A 20,211-nucleotide genomic window follows, 5' to 3' on the forward strand; every position below is an offset into this window, starting at 1 on the left:
GTGAATGACTACTCAATAGACTATTCATCTATTTTGCAACGCCCCTTTTTACGTGGAATAATTACTTTTCTTCCATCTGACACGTAGTTTTAGGCATTCTCTACGTGGGAAACTACTAATTTTTCCCTTTCACACGTATCTTTCGTTATTTTTTACGTGGAAAAATGTCTTTTTTCCTATCCCACACGTAGGACTACAATTTTTCTACATGTAAAAAATTAAAAATTAAAATCTGACACGTAATCTAAACAGTTATTTTGATATGTTCCCAACTTCTTGAAGTTTTATCCCCAAACAAATTTCATAATTCCGCATAATATAAATCAAAAGTGCTTTGGTGTCAGTATATTATGAATAATTGCTCTGATCTCTATCTCCTCTCAACAATTGCCTGTAAACTCTCCGTATGTCTTTCTGAGGATGAACTTGCAATACTCGCCACAAACCTCACAGCGCTGGGCGATATGCTTGCTGTTATAATTGCCAGGAATTCAGCTCGTAAAAATAAAGAATAAACTATAATGTTATGCTTTTTCACAACACAAAATAAGAGACAGATTACTCTGTCTCTTGATGTCGCGTTTCACGCGAGTAGCGGGAACTGGATTTGAACCAGCGACACCACGGGTATGAACCGTGTGCTCTAGCCAACTGAGCTATCCCGCCATATTTAGTTTGTGTTGCAACAATCTTTTGTTGCAAATGGGACCTACAGGGCTCGAACCTGTGACCCTCTGCTTGTAAGGCAGATGCTCTCCCAGCTGAGCTAAGATCCCGGCTTTTCGGTTGTGCTCGCTTTGTTTGCTTGCCTCAACCTTGCTTCGCTATTATACTATTATTTGTCGCTAAATGTCAATAGGTTTTTTCAAAATTTTTTATTTTTTTCAAATCGATTAAATAATTGCGTTTTTTTCTACAATTTATATAAAAAGGTTTCCCTCACACGGACAACCTTTTCCATTTATTCTTATGCTGATTTTTCTGTTTTGGATAAAATATTTTTTACTGTATCACAATACAGTTTCGGATTATCCATAAACATACTGTGACCTGCATTTTCAATCCAATAAAAGGCTTTATCAGGTGCTTCTATATTTTCATAATAAGCTTGGGCATCTTCCTGACAAACAGCATAATCGCCTTTGCCGGCAAGATAATATACAGGCACATTATAGGTTTTTGAAATCAGATTAATATCAAAACCAAAGAAAGCATACTCCATTATTCCTTTATTTTGAGCAAAGAATTTCTCCGTATTCATTTGTAACATAAACCATTTCATATCATCAAAATTCATATCAGGAGAAGTAATGCCTGTAATCATCTGAGAAAGCCCCGACATTTCCCCTTCACAGGCAATGTATTTTGATGTGGCAGTAACAAGCTGACTGAGGTCGTCAAGCGACATATCATTATAGTCATTAACTCGACTCATTCTTTTGATAAGTTCTGTAAGTTTTTGCTCATCCTCTGTTCCTTTGATTTCATCTTTTTCAAGAGCCGTTCGTGCAACGTTCAGTTTGTTTTTATAAAGATTAGTAATCTGACTGATACCGATATAGCAGTTTACATTTTCAGGATATTTTTGCACATAGATACTGCCAATTACAGTTCCCCATGAATGACCTGCAATAATTACATTCTTCTTGCCGAAGCGTTCTTTTACATACTCAACAATTACATTAAGGTCATTAACAAGCAAATCTATGTCAGCATTTGCATTGCAATCATTGGCGTAGTAAGTTCTGCCGCATCCACGCTGGTCATAATTAATAATAGTAAGTTCGGATTCGAGTTCCCTCTGATAATAAGCAGATACATATCCCATAGGACTTGCCGGACCACCGTGAATGAAAATCATAACAGGATTTTCGGTGCTTTCTCCACGTATCTGAATGTATTGTTTCATTCCGTCTATATCTATGTATGTAGATTCTTGAATTCCGCTTTCGGTATCAATTTTATTTTTATTGCTGTTTATCAGACGTAAAACTAAAACTGAAAATGTGACAAGCGCAATAACAGAGATAATTATAATAAACACAATTAACATAGGTTTTTTATTTTCCTTTTCACAACTTAGTTAAACTCTGATGGCTGAACGTAACCATGAGGACTTATGGCAAAACCATTTTGGTACTTAACTGTAATATACTGTGTTTTCCCATCAACCTCCAGCTTCACATAGCAGATATCATTTTCAAATTTATCTGTTATTTCCATTTTCTGGTCCATGTAGTAAACCCATACTGTTCCGTCCTCTTTATATTCAACATCCGGCATACTTAATTCTTCCAGTAATTCCTCATCAGTTAATGGTCTTTCCACACCGTTCTCATATGCAACACCGCCACCTTCCTGATGAACGTCATTACCATCTGCATCCTTATAATCAAGTGTATAACTTCCATTTTCTACAGTAAATGTAGCGTCTGTCTGATCACCGTGGATCCATACCTGCACAATTCTCTGGATACCACCAAGATCCATAGCATAGGCTGCACTTCCGGATCCAACCACGAGTACGAATGCCGCTATAGCTACAGCTACTTTAGAGATAAAATGTTTCTTTCTAATCGGAACAACCTTCTCATTTGTCGTCATATTCAGCACCTCCGTCAATACATCCGGAGAAGCATGCAGTTTATCAAAAACTCTCTGGAATTTTTCTTTATCTGTCATTTTCTTACTCCTCCTTCAGATAATCTTTTAACCTGGCCTTTGCTCGGAACAGTATTGGTACTCTGTATTTCTTGTCCAGATTCATAACAGCCTGGAACAGCTCCAGATGACTTTCCTCTTCAAATCCAAGAGTATTTGCATATTCTCCAATATCCTCCATTTTATTCCATGGGGATCGGAACAGCATTTTGCATTGATTGACAGTGACTCTGATTAACCAGTTCTTTAAATGGGAATCCGATTCAAATTCCTTAGTTGTTTTGTATAGTTGTATTAAAACGTCCTGCGTCATCGGGATTCTTTGTCCAGCTATATGCCACTCGATATATGGTATCCATGTACTTTTCTGCAAAGGTTACAAATTCTTCTTTCGACATATATGTTCACTCCTTAAGGCCTTACATATATAATATGCGTGAGACGACCGATTCCTTTCAAATAATGTTAATCGGACCTTTTTGGCGTATGCATGGCAACAAAAAGCAGGCACTTTCGTGCCTGCAAAATGTAACTTTTTTATACAATTCCCTGTGCTGTCATTGCGTCTACAACTTTCTCAAATCCTGCAATGTTAGCTCCTACAACATAGTTGCCTTCTGCTCCGTATTTCTTTGCAGCATCAGCCATGTTGTGGCAGATATTTACCATGATGTTCTTAAGCTTGCTGTCAACTTCTTCGAATGTCCAGCTTAATCTCTCGCTGTTCTGTGACATCTCAAGTGCAGATGTAGCAACACCACCGGCGTTTGCAGCTTTACCAGGTGCAAATAACACACCATTCTTCTGCAGGTACTCTGTAGCTTCCAGTGTAGTAGGCATGTTAGCTCCCTCTGCAACTGCGATACATCCATTTGCAACCAGAGCCTTTGCATCCTCAAGGTGTAACTCATTCTGAGTTGCACATGGAAGTGCAATATCAACTTTCACATTCCATACGCCTCTTCCCTCATGGTACTCGGAATTCGGACGGTAGTTCTTGTACTCTGTCAGTCTTGCACGTTTTACTTCTTTGATTTCTTTCAGTGCTTCCACATCGATTCCTTCCGGATCGTATACCCAACCGGTAGAATCACTTACAGTTACAACCTTAGCTCCCAGCTGCTGAGCTTTCTGTGTAGCGTAAATTGCTACGTTACCGGAACCGGATACAGCAACAGTCTTGCCGGCAATCTCCTGTCCGTTCAGCTTCAGCATTTCTTCTGTGAGGTACAGAAGTCCATAACCTGTAGCCTCTGTTCTTGCCAGAGAACCGCCGTAGCTTAATCCCTTACCTGTCAGAACACCTTCATATAATCCGCGGATTCTCTTATACTGTCCGAACATATAACCGATTTCTCTTGCACCTGTTCCGATATCACCGGCCGGTACATCTGTGTCAGCTCCAATATATTTACACAACTCTGTCATAAAGCTCTGGCAGAATACCATTACCTCTCTGTCGGATTTGCCCTTCGGGTCAAAGTCAGAACCACCTTTACCACCGCCGATTGGCAGACCTGTTAAGGAGTTTTTGAAAATCTGCTCGAAACCAAGGAATTTGATAATACCAAGGTTAACGGATGGGTGAAGACGTAATCCTCCCTTGTATGGTCCGATTGCGCTGTTGAACTGTACACGGTAACCTGTGTTCACCTGTACCTGTCCCTTATCATCTACCCACGGTACACGGAATTTGATCTGTCTCTCAGGCTCAACGAGTCTTTCCAGAAGAGCGTCTTTTCTATACTTCTCTTCATTTGCCTCAACTACAACTCTCAGTGATTCCAGTACTTCCTTTACTGCCTGATGAAATTCAGGTTCTGCCGGATTCTTTTCAATTACTTTCTGAATGACCTCATCTACATATGACATCGTCTTTTCCTCCTCAAATATGATTAATACACAAAGTCTGAAAACGCATAGCATTCGCTTTTTCATAAAAAAAGAGCAGACTCTGGAGCCCACTCTTTTTCTGACGCCTTTGTCCTTTACCATATTAAAGTAATATGGCGCAAAACACAAGACATTTTTTTAATTTTTTCCATTTTTTTGCAACTTTTTTTTCGTTTCCTGCAATCTTTCGCTGTTTTATCCTATCACTTTCAACTTTTTTATCTAAAATATGCAACGCCAGATTCAAATATCTTCAAATCCTGTTCTCCATAGATATTCATTGCAACGGAACGTCCGCGACGCTCGGAATGAGCCATCTTACCAAGCACACGTCCATCCGGGCTGGTAATACCCTCGATAGCACAGTAAGAACCATTGACATTCCATTCCTCATCCATTGTAATATTTCCTTCCGGATCACAGTACTGGGTAGCAACCTGTCCATTTGCAAATAATTTTGCAAGCCACTCATCATTTGCAACGAAACGTCCCTCACCGTGGGATGCAGGATTGGTGTATACACCGCCAAGTTCTGCCATCTGGAGCCATGGTGATTTGTTGGTTACCACTTTGGTATATACCATCTTGGAAATATGACGGCCGATGGTATTGTATGTCAGAGTCGGAGAATTGTCATCCTGTCCTGTGATAGCTCCGTTCGGTACCAGTCCCAGTTTTACCAGAGCCTGGAATCCATTACAAACACCAAGTACCAGACCATCTCTCTCGTTCAGAAGCTTTTCTACTGCTTCCTTCATCTTTGCATTCTGGAATGCAGTTGCAAAGAATTTCGCAGAACCATCCGGTTCATCACCTGCACTGAATCCTCCCGGGAACATGATAATCTGGGATTCTCCGATTGCTTTTTCAAATACATTTACGGAGTCAATAATATCTGCCGCATCCATGTTCTTGAATACTTTCGTGATTACTTTTGCACCGGCACGCTCAAAAGCTCTTGCACTGTCGTACTCACAGTTTGTTCCTGGGAATACCGGAATAAATACGGTCGGCTGTGCAATCTTATGACTGCAGATGTGTACCTTCTTTGCATGATAGCATCCATCCTCCTCAAGCTTTCCTTCCTCAGTCTCTTTTCCTGCAAAGAAGTGAGCTGTCGGTCCATCCTGGGTACCGGAGTTTGTTTTAAATACCTTCTCCAGAGTCTCTTTCCATGCACTTTCTGCCTCGCCAAGTCCGATTACAGTATCGCCATATGCGAAAGTACCATTGTCTGTTACTTCACCGATGACAGTATAGGTAATGCTGAGTTCACCTACTTTGTCAGCAGGAACCTCTGCGATCAGATCGCCGAATGCCGGAGCAAACAGCTCTCTCGGATCCATATTGTGCTCAATCTTCACGCCCATGCCGTTACCAAATGCCATCTTGCTGACAGCTGCAATAACACCATGACGATCCGGAACGTATGCAGATACGATCTTTCCGCTGTGAATATCGTCTGTAAATTTGCCGTACTGATCCATAACCTTCTCATAATCCGGCAGATCATTTTCATCTGTATCAATCCGCAGCCATACCAGTTTATTTCCGGCTTTCTTAAGCTCCGGTGTAATAATGTCTTTTTCTTTTGCCACATCAACTGCAAAGGAAACAAGTGTAGGCGGAACATCGATATCCTCAAATGTTCCGGACATACTGTCTTTACCTCCGATGGATGGAAGTCCAAATCCAAGCTGTGCGTTGTATGCACCCAGAAGTGCTGTAAATGGATGACTCCATCTGTGCGGATCTTCTGTCATACGACGGAAGTATTCCTGGAAAGTGAAACGGATCTTCTTATAATCTCCGCCTGCTGCCACAATCTTAGCCACAGACTCGGTTACTGCATATACAGCTCCATGATATGGACTCCAGCTGGACAGATACGGATCAAAGCCATAACTCATCATAGTAACGGTATCGCAGTCTCCCTTAAGAACCGGAAGTTTGGCAACCATTGCCTGAGTCTCTGTAAGCTGATATTTTCCGCCATGAGGCATGAATACAGAACCGGCACCGATAGAACCATCGAACATTTCCACCAGACCCTTCTGTGAGCAGACATTCAGATCTCTCAATGTCTCTAACCATTTCGCCTTCACATCTTCTACTTCCACTTTGTCAGTCAGAATGCTGTCAGCTCTGTTTGGAATATCAACTGCAACCGTAGTTTCCTGATGTGCTCCATTGGTATCCAGGAATGCACGGGAAAGATTTACGATTTCTTTTCCTCTCCAGGAAAGTACCAGTCTCGGGCTCTCTGTTACAACTGCAACCTCTACTGCCTCCAGGTTTTCCTCTTTTGCATAGCCCATGAATTCTGCCACATCTTTCGGATCAACAACGACTGCCATTCGCTCCTGTGACTCGGAAATCGCAATCTCTGTTCCGTCCAGACCTGCATATTTTTTCGGCACTTTATCAAGATCAACTCTAAGACCGTCAGCCAGCTCTCCGATTGCTACGGATACACCGCCTGCACCAAAGTCATTACATTTTTTAATTAATTTACTTACTTCTTCTCTGCGGAAAAGTCTCTGGATCTTACGCTCTGTCGGCGGATTACCCTTCTGTACCTCAGCTCCGCAGGTTTCGATAGACTCTTCTGTATGCACCTTGGAAGAACCGGTAGCACCGCCGCAGCCATCACGTCCGGTACGTCCGCCCAGAAGGATGATGATATCGCCCGGGTCAGATGTCTCACGGATAACCGCTCTTCTCGGAGCTGCACCGAGAACCGCACCAATCTCCATACGTTTTGCCACATAATTCGGATGATAGATTTCTTTTACCATACCGGTTGCCAGACCAATCTGGTTACCGTAAGAGCTGTATCCATGCGCAGCCTCACGCACCAGTTTTTTCTGTGGAAGCTTGCCCTTCATGGTATCCTTTACAGATACGGTCGGGTCTGCCGCACCGGTCACACGCATTGCCTGGTAAACATAGGTACGTCCGGACAATGGGTCACGGATTGCTCCACCGAGACAGGTAGCTGCTCCACCGAAAGGCTCAATCTCAGTCGGGTGGTTGTGGGTCTCATTTTTGAAGTTCACAAGCCATTCTTCCTCCACACCATCAACAGTAACCGGAACTACAATACTGCAGGCATTGATCTCGTCAGACTCTTCCTGATCCTGAAGCTTTCCTTCTTTTTTCAGTTTACGCATAGCCATCAGAGCCAGATCCATCAGACAGACAAATTTATCCTCTCTGCCCTTGAAGATCTCGCTGTGGTCAGCCAGATACTGTTTGTAAGTATCTTCAATTATTCCTCTATAATCACCCTCGCCGAAGGTTACATCCTTAAGCTCTGTAGAGAAGGTGGTATGACGGCAGTGATCGGACCAGTAGGTATCCAGCACGCGGATCTCTGTCATGGACGGATCTCTGTTTTCCTCGCCTCTGAAATAATTCTGGATATGAAGGAAATCTTTAAATGTCATGGCAAGTCCCAGAGAATCATACAGTTCTTTCAGTTTATCCTCTGCCATATCCTTAAATCCATCAAAAATAATAACATCTGCAGGTTCATCAAATACTGTCACTAACGTCTCCGGCTTCTCCATTCCGGTCTCACGGGAATCCACCGGGTTAATGCAGTGATTCTTGATTGCCTCAAACTCTGCATCACTGATCTCACCCTCAATTACATAAGTAGTTGCAGTTTTGATTACCGGCTTCTCATCCTCCTTAATAAACTGTACACACTGTACTGCGGAGTCTGCACGCTGGTCAAACTGTCCCGGAAGAAATTCTACAGAGAAAATTCTGCTGCCTTCTTTTACCGGAAATTCCTCTTTATATAATACATCAACCGGAGGCTCACTGAAAATTCCGTTACATGCCTTCTCAAACGTTTCATCAGAAAGATTCTCAACATCATAACGAATCAGAACACGGACATTCTCCAGCGTTTTAATTCCAAGATATCCTCTGATCTCATGCCGCAAGTCTTTTGCCGCAACCGCAAAGTCCGGCTTTTTTTCAACATACACTCGTTTTACACCGCTCATAAAAGTTCCTCCATTAAGAATAAATATAGATAGTATGTTTCTACTCTTTTTTTATAATATCACATTTTTCGTCATTAGTGTAATTAATATAATTAAACTCTTTTATAAGTTGTACTTATTTTATTTTTGCTGGTCTATATTTCTTCGTTTTATCAGGAACATTCCGCCCGCGATGAGCAGAAGTCCTGCTATAAACACCATCCCGATCCTCATCACCATATCATAGAAAAATCCTTCCGGAAGCATCCGGATCATATAGTCTGTGGCCGGATCGAAAATCCACAGGTCATTTGTAAAAAAGATTTTATGAAAGATCACAAAATACCGGTTAAAATCCGAGGCAAAAAGGCCACCCAGAACAATTGTCAGTGTTCCGAAAATTGCAAGTGCCTTAAAATAGGCATCCGGAAGGATTTGCTTCACATCTGCTTTCCTGATAAAAAGAACCCCCACCAGAATCAGGCTCACTCCCAAAAGCAGCCAACGGAGTTTCAGTCCTCCCAGAAACAGATTCTTCACATCCGCCATGTGAAGCCGGTCCTGCTCATTGAAGAAATCCTGTTCTTTTCCCTCCACCGTTGTGATGACAGACAGTTCTTCCCTCTCTCCGATCAGATATGCCATCATCTTGTCCGTCACATCCATCACATCTTCCATCTCCATACCAAGACTTTCCGTCACCTGATATTTCGCATATTCTTTTTCGTAGAATTTGTAATCACTGTCACCATAGATTGCTATCTGAAAGCTGGTCAGGAGAAGTGCCATAATCAGACACATCATCGCTATAATTCCCAAAGCTTTCTGAAGTCTGCCATTTTTGTCATTTTGCTTCATTATCTCTTCTTCCTTTCTTCGTCCTCTGTTTTCAGGTTGAAATCATTGATTCTCCCGGATTTTTCACCTATAATGACTTCAAGAATGCCTTCAGGAGGACTCAACATGGATATTAATTATGAATTATATAAAGTTTTTTATTACGTTGCAACCTTAAGCAGCTTTTCCGAAGCCTCGAAAAAGCTCTTTATTTCCCAGTCTGCCGTCAGCCAGTCCGTCAAGACTCTGGAAAAAAAGCTGAATCAGACACTCTTTATCCGAAGCACCAAAAAGGTACAGCTTACGCCGGAAGGGGAGCTTCTTCTGCGGCACATCGAACCGGCTGTTAATTTCATTCAGAGAGGAGAAAGACAGCTCCTGGACACCACCCCCTCCGCCGGGCAGCTCCGCATCGGCGCCAGTGATACCATCTGCCGCTATTTTCTGGTTCCCTTTATCGAAAAATTTCACCAGGCATTTCCCGGTGTCCATATTAAAGTAACAAACGCCACTTCCATCCGCTGCGTAGAGCTTCTGAATAACGGACAGGTGGATTTTATCGTAGCAAATGCACCCAATGCCTACCTTGGAAATCTCTACACCACCCGAAAGGTGAAGGAATTTCAGGATGTATTTATTGCCAACGACTCCTATGCACATCTGAAGAATCGCCCGGTAACCTTAAAAGAACTCCTGAACCACCCCATCCTGATGCTGGATCAGAAAAGCACCACCAGTGAATTTCTCCATGATTTCTTCCAGCAGCACCAGCTGGATTTAATTCCGGAGGCTGAATTAAGCAGCAATGACCTTCTCATTGATCTGGCAGGCATCGGTCTTGGTATCGCCTGTGTTCCAAGGTATTGTATTCCCGAAGAGCCAAAAGGGCTCTTCATCGTAGAAACTACGGAAAAGCTTCCCCATCGGGAGCTGGTTGCAGCATACAATCCCAAACTCCCGCTTTCCAGATCCGCCGAAGCGTTTCTGAATTATTTTGATGAAGGCTCTTCCCAGAATTCCTGAATCATTTTCTCCACACTGGAAACCGTACAATACCCGAAGCCTTCCCATTCCCGCGGGAAGGTTTCCTGGTATCTGCGCTCCCGAAATCTCTCATCCAGAAGCAAAATAATTCCCCGATCCTCTTCTGTCCGAATTACTCTCCCTGCTGACTGCTGTACCTTATTCATTCCCGGATATACATAGGCATAATCGAATCCCCGGACACCTCTCTTATCGAAATACTCTTTCAACAGTTCTCTCTCCCTGCATACCTGGGGAAGTCCCGTTCCAACAATCACTGCTCCAATCAGTTTATCCTCTGACAGGTCGATTCCCTCTGAGAAAATGCCTCCCATCACACAGAACCCCATAAGGCTTCCATTTCGTTCTTCCTCAAAGCTCTCCAGAAAAATCTCTCTTGCCTCTTCCGACATATAAGGAGCCTGAATAATACAGTCAATCTCAGCCCCTTCCTCTACCAGAAGTTCTCCAAATGTTGTATATACCTCTTCCATAAATTTGTAAGAAGGGAAAAATGCCATATAATTCCCACTTTTCGCCCGTGCAACCGCAAGCAGATATCTGGCATATTTCCGGTAAGTTTCTTCTCCCCGCAGAGTATACTTCGTGCTCACATCCGTCCCCACCGCCAGAAGCCTCTGTTCCTTCGAAAATGCCGACTGAGCATACACCGCATAGTCATCCTTTTCCGTACTTAACAGTTCTTTATAATAATGAATCGGAAGAAGTGTTGCCGAGAAGAAAATGGTGCTGATTCCCTTGTCCATGTATTCCTTCAGATTCACGGAAGGATTTACACAGAACAGCCGGACCACAAAAGATCCATCCGTCGTTAATTCGCAGTAAATCATATAATTTTCATCTAATTTCTCATAAACACTTACAAATGTACGGACGGAAAAATACAGATCCAGTGCCTCTTCCCTCACTGCTTCCTCCTTGTATTCCTCCAGAAAACGTTCCAGCTCCGCCATCACCGAAATCAGCTTTAAATAGATATGAGCAACGCTGTTCAGCACTGTCACACCATCACACTCCCGCTTCAGTTCCAACAGCTGTTTATTGCACTCCTCCAACCGCCTGGCAAGTTTTCCATCCAGTGATTTTACCTGACGCTTCACCTTCAGGATATCCTCTTTACACAGGCTGGCGCTGTACATTTCTCTTCCACGCTCCACCAGATTATGAGCCTCGTCAATCAGGAATAAATATTCTCCTTTCACATTGTCACCAAAAAACCGTTTCAGATGTGCATTTGGATCAAACACATAATTATAATCACAGATAATGGCATCTGCCCACAAAGACACGTCCAGTCCCATTTCAAAAGGGCAGACATTCCACTTTCTCGCCTGATTCTCGAGTATCTGGCGGCTCAGTTCCTCCTCAGTAGTGATTAACTCAAATACTGCGTCATTCACCCGGTCATAATGGCCTTTGGCATACGGACAGTAATCCGGATTACATTCTGCCTTCTCACAGAAACATATTTTTTCCTTCGCCGTCAGCGTTATGACCTTATATCTCAGCTTCTGCTCCTTCAGAATGGAAAAAGCCTGCTGGGCAACCGTCCTTGTGATGGTCTTGGCTGTCAGGTAGAAAATCTTTTCCCCCAGTCCTTCTCCCACTGCTTTCACCGCCGGGAATACAGTTGCCATCGTTTTTCCCACTCCGGTGGGCGCCTGAATGAACAGCTTCTTTTTTCTTAAAATAGTCCGGTAGACCGATGCAGCCAGGTCCCTCTGTCCATCCCGATATACATAGGGAAATTCCACTTCCCGGATGGATGCATTGCGAATTTTCTTCCATTCCACCTGAAATCTTGCCCATTTCTCATATTGGGTCACCAGATCCTGAAACCATTCTTCCAGTTCATCCGTTTCATAATTTTTCTGAAACCTTCGTATTTCTTCCGTCTCCATGTTACAGTAGGTAATCTGTACGCCAATTTCAGATAGTTCATGCTGCATGGCATAGATGCAGGCATAGCATTTTGCCTGAGCAAGGTGTATTCCCTCCGGCTCTTTCATAAGCGCAAGATCACGAAAAACACCTTTGATCTCATCGATGCAGATTCTTTCATCCGTCTCCATCACTCCATCGGCACGGCCTTCCACCTGTATATCAAATTCTTCACAGTCTACCACACGCCTCATGGTCACCTCAGCGTGATAGGATGCGCCCATCTGCCTCTGTATCTTTCGGTGAATCTTTGCTCCCAGCTGCATGGCATCCTTATCCGATGACGCAATTCGATTGTCAATGTCCCCGCTTCGCAGTATAAACTCTACAAGATTACGGACCGAGATCCGAATAGTCTGTTTCTCCATGATTCCACCAGCCTCTTCCTCGTCACCCTCGCTTTTTTGCTCTGGGCTTATCTCAAAGACCAGTATAACACAAATACAAAAAGCGCGCATCATCCTCTGGATAAAAGGAATCTGCACGCCTTTATTCTTTCACGAATCTCCGTTTCTTCTATGCAACACAGTACTTCTGCAGTACCTGCTCAAATCTATGATCCTTCTCCGCATATCTTACAGTCAGAATACGGCTCAGATCCAGACCAAGCACACCTAAGATGGACTTGGCATCTACGATCACTCTGTTATAAAACACATCAACATCAAAATCACATCTCTCCGCAGCTCTTACAAAATCCTGTACATCCTCTGTTTTCAATTTAATTTTCTTTTCATATCTCATCGCTGACACCCCTTTCATGGGTTAAAAATCAAAATAAAATTATACACTCGTTATATTTTTTGAAAATTATCCCACCATTCTTAGGCAAAGTCAACGTGCAACCCGCACAAAATCTGTATTTTCAACCCTCTGATCTTTCGTCAAATTCTACCATATTCTTCCTGTACCACAGGGGAAGGTGCTGCCTCTGGCATCTGGGATTTTCCCTTGATGCAATGGAAATTGTACGACAGAATCCTCTCCAAAGCTCTGAAAACTCCTCCTCGTTTTCTGACAGCCTGGATATCCACTCCACATCCGGTTCCTCTCCCGTCAGAAGAATCCACCGTTTCTTCTTCTCGTGAAGAACAATTTCTCTGTGCGTTTTATCATAAATCATCCAGTTTTCCACAGGAAGCCTGTCTGCAAAATGAGGTGCCAGACAGGTAAGAACCCGATTCTTCGGTGTAATCTCCGAGTACAGAATTCCATTTGCCAGTTCCCGGAAACGCACAAATCCTTTCAGCACATGCGCTTCCCCTCCTACATTTCTGCTAAGCTCAAACACCTTCTCCACCATAGGATGAGACAGATGCTCCATAATTCTGGTACTGTCCGGAATTCTTCTGGCTTCCAGCATCGCTCCCAGAATAGCAGTTCCTTTCCCGGCATCATGAGAAAGCAGGGCATGATAAATATCCCAGTAAGCTTTTTCTCCCAGATGCTTCAGGATCATTCGCTCCACTGCTTCTGCCTTTTTCTCACTTTCTTCTACTTCCGTATAACTGCAGAACAATTCCTGCTCCATCTGCCCTCTCAATCCGATACCGCATCTCCCCGCATCTTCTCCTGCCTTCCAGGCATCATATATTGCGGAGAAAATGCCCGTTACCGTATCTTCACATATATAAATTGTTCTCACGCAAGCCCACCTCCGAACCGCACATCATCAAACAGGGATATCTGACGGTAAGTCATCCCGTCAATCCCCTCCGGAAGTTTCTCCTTTGTATTCAGAAGATTCCTGGTGATATAATCCTCATCCATTTTCGTCGGATACATCATCCTGCCGTTACAGGTCAAAAAATACATGGCGCGCTTCAGTACCACTCCCATTTTCTTCAGATCGCCAAAATCCAGCATTCCCATTTTTCTCGCCTTTACAATGCGAACGGCAGACTTGTACCCCAGCCCGGGTACACGAAGCAGCATCTCATAGCTTGCCCTGTTCACCTCTACCGGAAATTCTTCCAGGTGCTTCAAAGCCCAGTTACACTTTGGATCCAGCAGCACATTAAAATTAGGATTTTCTTCGGAAAGCAGCTCCTTCGCCTCAAAATGATAATAGCGGAGCAGCCAGTCTGCCTGGTAGAGACGATGCTCTCTCAAAAGAGGCGGCCCCTCATCCGTCTTTGCCGGAAGATTCTTATCCTCATTCACATGAATAAAGGCAGAATAGAACACTCTCTTAAGACCAAATTTCTGATACAGAGACTCTGCCACATTGATGATCTGATAATCCGTCTCCGGTGTAGCCCCGATAATCATCTGTGTACTCTGTCCTGCCGGCACAAACTTCGGTGCACTGCGATAAATCGCCAACTCCTTTTTGTTCTCATCCATCCTATTCTGCACCTGACGCATGGGAGCCAGAATCGTCTTTCTCGTCTTATGCGGTGCCAGAAGCTTCAGACTCTCCGCCGTGGGAAGCTCCAGATTCACACTCATCCTGTCCGCCAGGAATCCCAGTCTCTGCACCAGCTCCGGACTGGCACCCGGTATGGTCTTCACATGAATATATCCCTGAAAATTATGCTCCCGCCTGAGCTTATATAAAGTGGCACATAGAAGCTCCATCGTATAGTCAGGACTTTGAAACACACCGGAACTTAAAAACAATCCCTCTATATAATTCCTGCGATAAAACTCCATTGTAAGGGTACACACTTCATCTGGCGTAAAAGACGCTCGTGGCACATCATTGCTTCTGCGATTAATACAATATTTACAGTCATAAACACACTCATTGGTAAACAATATCTTAAGAAGAGAAATACACCTACCGTCAGCAGAAAAACTGTGACAGATTCCCGACTGCTCACAGCTTCCCATACCTGTACCGTCATTCTTCCTCGATGTTCCGCTGGATGTACATGCCACATCATACTTGGCCGCATCTGACAAAATATTTAATTTTTCATTGAGTGACATGGATTCCTGCAGCCTCATAATGCATTTTCCTCTCTTTTTTAATCGAACTTGTGTTCTGTTTTAATTATAGGAACATACATTCGGTTTGTCAAGAGGGATGTTAGTAGTTTCGTCCGTACTGAAGAAAGAGAAAAATAGACGTTTTGCCATTGAAAACGGAGAATCCCTTTTCTGGAAGGTATTTTTAAACTCGCTTTTACCTTCGGAAAGTGGAAAAAACAGAATGAATGGTAATTTTAAAGTACATTTTACCTTCAAATTGACAAATCGGCAAAACAGATGGTAAATGTAAGTATGAAAATGCCACCGAAGTAGATATAATGCAAAATGAATGGTAAATCACAAGCATTTTGTGCCTTCAAATTAACCAAAATACAAAGCAGATGGTAAATCCCACATATTTCGTGCCTTCAGATTGTCGAAAAGCAGAATCAAATGGTAATTTCCAAATTTTGCTTAAAAAATGGGAGTATCACAATTTGCGACACTCCCATTTTCCTTACACCACCAGTGAGGATGCTCTCTCATAATCTTCTTTTTTCACATAAAAGATATCTTCATACTACAATTCCGGCCAAATCCTGTCAATCTTCTCCCGGAAGGCTTTAATCAGTGGTCCGTTAAACAAAGCGTTACAGATGGTTCCGACTCCTATTACCGTCCACACGCTGTTGCCCGCTGCAACACAGAATAATACACCTACAACAACTACCGTAATATCCGATATGACACGTCCGATATGAAAAGGGATTTTCTCCTTCGTTACTTTCTCAATAATAACTGCCACACTGTCGTAAGGTGCGATTCCCATGTTTGCCTTCATGTATAATGCAACGCCGCTCGATGCAAGAAGAAGTGCGACCAAAAGTGCAATAATGCGGAGAAGCAATGTCATCTCCATCTGCATCCTTTCCTGTACCAGCCAGCAGACAGCGTCTGCAATATAACCCACAAATACCATATTGATGATCGTTCCCGCTCCGATACAGTGGCGGACAGTAAAAAATACGATAATAAGAATCACGCTGTTCGCTACCAGCTGCCAGTTTCCAAATGTCCATCCGATAAATCCACTGATTCCCAGATTCATGCCTGTAAATGGATCCACGCCAAAATTTGCGAGTCGGAAAAGGGATACACACAGCCCTATCAGCAGAATTCCTAACAGCATGAGTCCAACGCGAAGTCCAAAATGATTCTTTTTCATAATTCTTACTGCTCCTTTGCTTTTAACAAATAAATTCTGGATTCAAAATCTGTACATGGTACGGCATCTCCCGGAACCTCCCCGGCAGTCACGTCCGTAGTAATCAGACCCAGATTCATCAGTTCATCACCGTAATTTTCCGTTTTGTTCTGCACATTTTCATACAGAGTATCCGGGTCCAGCCCTTCAAGACGGACACGACTGTATGGCATATTTACACCATTCAATACACGGTACCATCCCACGACTGCCGTCTTTTTATCGTCACTGACGGCCATCCAGACAGTTTCATTTCCTTCAAACGGACTTTCTAATCTGTAAAACGTACCAAACTGAAGAATTTCCCGGTATTCTTTCATAAAATGAATCTGGGATTTTACTTCTGTTATTTCCTCCTCACTCAGCTTGTTCAGATCCAGCTCGTACCCGAAGGTGCCGAAATATGCCACATTTGCCCTGGTATGCAGAGGTGTGTTGCGGAACACCTGATGGTTAGGCGTCACCGACACATGACTTCCGATACTGCTGATTGGATAACACATGGACGTACCATATTGTATTTTCAGACGCTCTACCGCATCTGAGTCATCACTTGCCCATCCCTGAGGTGCATAGTACAGAAGACCCGGATCAAATCGCCCGCCTCCGCTTGCGCAGGATTCAAAGAGAACTTTCGGAAATTTAGTGGTCAATCTTTCATACAGATCGTATACTCCCAGAATATACCGATGGAACACCTCTCCCTGGCGGTCTGCCGGAAGAGAAGCACTGTAGCACTCCGTAATACTCCGGTTCATATCCCATTTGATATAAGAGATTTTTGCTTCGGATAAAATCTTTTCCATCATTCCGTAAATACAGTCTACCACTTCTTTGCGGGAAAAATCCAGTACATACTGATATCTTCCGTGAGAAACACTGCGGTTCGGTGTCTTGAGAATCCAGTCGGGATGCGCGCGGTACAGTTCAGAATCCTTATTCGTCATCTCCGGTTCAAACCAGAGTCCGAACTTCATTCCAAGCGCCTCTATTTTTTCCGAAAGTCCCCGTATTCCCTTAGGAAGACGTTCCTTATTCGGTGCCCAGTCTCCCAATCCCGCATGGTCACTGTTTCTCTCCCCAAACCATCCGTCATCCAGAACAAACAACTCTACACCGCATTCCTTTGCCTTTGCGGCAATTTCCACAAGACGCTCCTCCGTAAAATCAAAATATGTGGCTTCCCAATTATTATTTAAAATGGGTCTCGGACGATCTCTCCAGTATCCTCTTGCCAGGCGTCTCCCGTACAGACGGTGGAAGGTCTGGCTCATGTCATTCAGACCTGAATCCGAATACACCATCACTGCCTCCGGTGTCTGGAAGTTTTCTTTTGCATCCAGTTTCCAGTCGAATCCGGAAGGATTGATTCCCGCCGTAATTCGTGTCACATCATGAGTGTCCACCTCTGCCTGAATCCGGAAATTTCCACTGTAGATCAGGCTGAATCCGATGACCTCCCCTTCTCTTTCCGTTGTATTGGGTCTTTTTAACACCATGAATGGGTTATGTTCATGGGAAGAATTACCCCGCATGCTATCTATTGCCACAATACCCTGTTCCAGAATACGATTCTTGACATGGCGCTCCCTGGACCAGGCTCCGGAAAGCTGCATCCACACATAATCTTTATCCGGAAGATCAATACTTAAGCTCATGGCACTCAGAAGATGCACGGGCTCTGTGCCCTCATTGCAGAATTTCACGCTTCTCGCAATAGCAGCTTCTCCATCAAAAATGGTATAGAGCAGTTCTGCCTTTACCTGTGTCACAGGATCAAGAATTGTAACACAGAGGGTCTTTGCCTCCTCATCATCTTCCGTATAGGTAGCCGGAAGCCCGGCAAGCTTAGGCTTTCCCTCTGAAATTTCATGACTCTGGTAACGGAAATCCGAAATACGGCTTCCATTTTCCTGCAGAACCTCCACTGCCGGATGTCTATAATCCGTCGTTCCATAAACCGGATATTCCTGACGGATATGCTCCAGCGAAAAGGTCCGGTCATCCTCGTATATGTAAGACGTCATCGGTCTGGGATATTTCTCTACCAGATAAGAGAAATCCGATTTATCATGAATCTTCTTTCCATAGTATAACTGACCCAGATGTCCATTCTCCAACACCTGAATAATGTAACTCACTTTTTGATTATACAGATGAAATGTTTTCGTATCTTCATGAAAAATGATATTTGCCATAGGTTCCTCCTGTTCTTATGCTGCCTGCGTTTCTTTCAGGGCATGCCTTTCATTTACTTTCCTTGTAATTTCTTCCATTTTCTCCCCTTTAAGGGTATAGAATTTTTTATAAATTCCAAAACTCACTGCCGCCAGAATAATCGGAACAACAATCATTAAAACCCGGATTCCCATAATCGTTCCTGCACTTTGAACTGCAGCCTTTGCATCATATCCTACAATCTGAAGTCCGATACCGGTCAAGCCTCCTGCAGCTGCCATTGCTGCTTTCATCAAGAAAGTCTGGGCAGAACAGGTAACACTTTCGTTACGAACTCCAAATTTTACCTCACCGTAGTCAATAACATCTGCCATACAGCAAGTCGTAACACCCAGAGATAAACCGGACCCAAAAAACAGCAGTGCGCAACATACTACAACTAAAACCGCATTTTGAGGTGCGACAAAACCGGCTGCGCCAAGCAAAACAAATCCCAAAATTGGAAGCCCGCATGCAAGAGCATACACTTTTTCACGACTTATTTTTGTTGCAATTTTGGGGAAACATACAAGTCCGATCATCTCTGCGATAATAGCTAATCCAAAAATAGAATAGAGATATTCATTTCCACATACATTTTTAAAATAATAAACTGCAAAACTTTTGGCAATCTGTGTACAGAGATTGAATGTCAGAAGCAGTCCTATAAATGCCATAAGCTGATCATTTTTAACAATAACATTAAATGCCTGTTTCAGGCTTGTTTTTTCTGCTGAAGTACCAACTGTAGATTCCTCTTTTACGTTAAATACAGTAATACCTATTGTTACAATAAAGATAAATGCTATTACAATTGCAAAAATCGTATATCCTGTTTCTGCAAACAGGTTTTCTTCCCCTGCCATACGATTAAAATAATTAATAATATAAAGACCAAAAGTCGATACAGAGAAGCCTGCAAGACTGGCAAAAAATCTCGGGATGACTGATACTTTTTCACGCTCATGCGGATCATTTGTCAAATTCGGAAGCCATGACCAGTATGGTACATCCATAATTGTGTAAGTCATACCGTATAATATGTACATTACAGAAACATACACATACAAAGAGGTACCTGAAAGCTGAAAACTGTGGAACAAAAGAACAAATACTACTGAATTTACTAATGTTCCAATTACAAGCCAGATTCGAAACTTTCCAAATCTTGTATGCGTATTATCTACAATCATTCCCATCATTGGATCATTAATAGCATCCCAGATTCTCGCGACAAAAAACAGCACTCCTACAAATGCCGGTGCAAGATATAAAGTATCTGTAAAATACAGCATTAAAAATGCTCCTACCAGGTTACAAATGGCATCTTTTCCAATTGCACCAATACCAAAACACATTTTTTCTCTTGTTGATGCATACTTATAATTTGTTTTCTGAATTTCTTTTTGCGTATTCATTTTTATCCTCCTCAATGGATTT

General features: G+C 43.0%; 16 protein-coding genes and 2 tRNA genes. 2 read left to right on the plus strand and 16 right to left on the minus strand.

The window, feature by feature from the left end:
• Positions 1-350 precede the first annotated feature (350 nt).
• Positions 351-515 carry a DUF6774 domain-containing protein gene (locus ACQRCC_RS03230; protein ID WP_427849367.1) on the plus strand — a complete coding sequence of 55 codons (165 nt, stop codon included), beginning with the start codon at positions 351-353 and terminating at the stop codon, positions 513-515.
• A gap of 77 nt (positions 516-592) precedes the next feature.
• Here the strand turns inward: ACQRCC_RS03230 and ACQRCC_RS03235 are convergent.
• The 9 genes from ACQRCC_RS03235 to ACQRCC_RS03275 form a co-directional block, all read right to left on the minus strand.
• A tRNA-Met gene (locus ACQRCC_RS03235) sits at positions 593-666 on the minus strand.
• Positions 667-703: 37 nt separating this feature from the next.
• A tRNA-Val gene (locus tag ACQRCC_RS03240) sits at positions 704-776 on the minus strand.
• A gap of 191 nt (positions 777-967) precedes the next feature.
• Positions 968-2,053 (minus strand): alpha/beta fold hydrolase, encoded by a 1,086-nt coding sequence (locus tag ACQRCC_RS03245; RefSeq protein WP_427849368.1) that lies wholly within the window; start codon positions 2,051-2,053, stop codon positions 968-970.
• Between the two features lie 26 nt (positions 2,054-2,079).
• Entirely contained in the window at positions 2,080-2,682 is a 603-nt protein-coding gene (locus ACQRCC_RS03250; RefSeq protein WP_427849369.1) for a hypothetical protein, read from the minus strand.
• A gap of 4 nt (positions 2,683-2,686) precedes the next feature.
• The gene (locus ACQRCC_RS03255; protein ID WP_427849370.1) at positions 2,687-2,842 is read right to left on the minus strand and encodes a hypothetical protein; all 156 of its coding nucleotides are present in this window, start codon (positions 2,840-2,842) and stop codon (positions 2,687-2,689) included.
• A 91-nt stretch (positions 2,843-2,933) separates the two neighbouring features.
• Positions 2,934-3,059 carry a hypothetical protein gene (locus ACQRCC_RS03260; protein WP_427849371.1) on the minus strand — a complete coding sequence of 42 codons (126 nt, stop codon included), beginning with the start codon at positions 3,057-3,059 and terminating at the stop codon, positions 2,934-2,936.
• A 139-nt stretch (positions 3,060-3,198) separates the two neighbouring features.
• On the minus strand, positions 3,199-4,533 hold the full coding sequence (gene gdhA, locus ACQRCC_RS03265; protein WP_427849372.1) for an NADP-specific glutamate dehydrogenase: 1,335 nt from the start codon (positions 4,531-4,533) through the stop codon (positions 3,199-3,201).
• A 239-nt stretch (positions 4,534-4,772) separates the two neighbouring features.
• Positions 4,773-8,573, minus strand: coding sequence for a phosphoribosylformylglycinamidine synthase (locus ACQRCC_RS03270; protein WP_427849373.1), 3,801 nt, complete (start codon positions 8,571-8,573; stop codon positions 4,773-4,775).
• Positions 8,574-8,693: 120 nt separating this feature from the next.
• Positions 8,694-9,410, minus strand: a complete 717-nt coding sequence (locus tag ACQRCC_RS03275) for a TIGR01906 family membrane protein (RefSeq protein ID WP_427849374.1) — start codon at positions 9,408-9,410, stop codon at positions 8,694-8,696.
• Between the two features lie 105 nt (positions 9,411-9,515).
• On the opposite strand from ACQRCC_RS03275, the gene ACQRCC_RS03280 reads away from it, so the two are divergent.
• The gene (locus ACQRCC_RS03280; protein ID WP_427849375.1) at positions 9,516-10,412 is read left to right on the plus strand and encodes a LysR family transcriptional regulator; all 897 of its coding nucleotides are present in this window, start codon (positions 9,516-9,518) and stop codon (positions 10,410-10,412) included.
• Here ACQRCC_RS03280 and ACQRCC_RS03285 read toward each other — a convergent pair.
• The 7 genes from ACQRCC_RS03285 to melB form a co-directional block, all read right to left on the minus strand.
• On the minus strand, positions 10,379-12,742 hold the full coding sequence (locus tag ACQRCC_RS03285) for an ATP-dependent DNA helicase (RefSeq protein WP_427849376.1): 2,364 nt from the start codon (positions 12,740-12,742) through the stop codon (positions 10,379-10,381). The two genes, ACQRCC_RS03280 and ACQRCC_RS03285, sit on opposite strands and share 34 nt — an antisense overlap.
• Positions 12,743-12,890: 148 nt before the next feature.
• On the minus strand, positions 12,891-13,118 hold the full coding sequence (locus ACQRCC_RS03290) for an HPr family phosphocarrier protein (protein WP_427849377.1): 228 nt from the start codon (positions 13,116-13,118) through the stop codon (positions 12,891-12,893).
• Positions 13,119-13,239: 121 nt separating this feature from the next.
• Complete coding sequence (locus ACQRCC_RS03295; protein WP_427849378.1) at positions 13,240-14,019, minus strand: TIGR03915 family putative DNA repair protein; 780 nt, start codon at positions 14,017-14,019, stop codon at positions 13,240-13,242.
• The gene (locus ACQRCC_RS03300) at positions 14,016-15,326 is read right to left on the minus strand and encodes a putative DNA modification/repair radical SAM protein (protein ID WP_427849379.1); all 1,311 of its coding nucleotides are present in this window, start codon (positions 15,324-15,326) and stop codon (positions 14,016-14,018) included. The genes ACQRCC_RS03295 and ACQRCC_RS03300 overlap by 4 nt, the downstream gene beginning before the upstream one ends.
• A 544-nt stretch (positions 15,327-15,870) precedes the next feature.
• Positions 15,871-16,515 (minus strand): YczE/YyaS/YitT family protein, encoded by a 645-nt coding sequence (locus tag ACQRCC_RS03305; RefSeq protein ID WP_427849380.1) that lies wholly within the window; start codon positions 16,513-16,515, stop codon positions 15,871-15,873.
• 5 nt (positions 16,516-16,520) lie between these two features.
• A complete protein-coding gene (locus ACQRCC_RS03310) occupies positions 16,521-18,752 on the minus strand; it encodes an alpha-galactosidase (RefSeq protein WP_427849381.1) in 2,232 nt (743 codons plus the stop codon).
• 15 nt (positions 18,753-18,767) lie between these two features.
• The gene (gene melB, locus ACQRCC_RS03315) at positions 18,768-20,189 is read right to left on the minus strand and encodes a melibiose:sodium transporter MelB (protein ID WP_427849382.1); all 1,422 of its coding nucleotides are present in this window, start codon (positions 20,187-20,189) and stop codon (positions 18,768-18,770) included.
• Between the last annotated feature and the right edge of the window lie 22 nt (positions 20,190-20,211).

It is taken from the genome of Sporofaciens sp. SGI.106, assembly GCF_050314255.1.
GTDB lineage: Bacteria > Bacillota > Clostridia > Lachnospirales > Lachnospiraceae > Claveliimonas.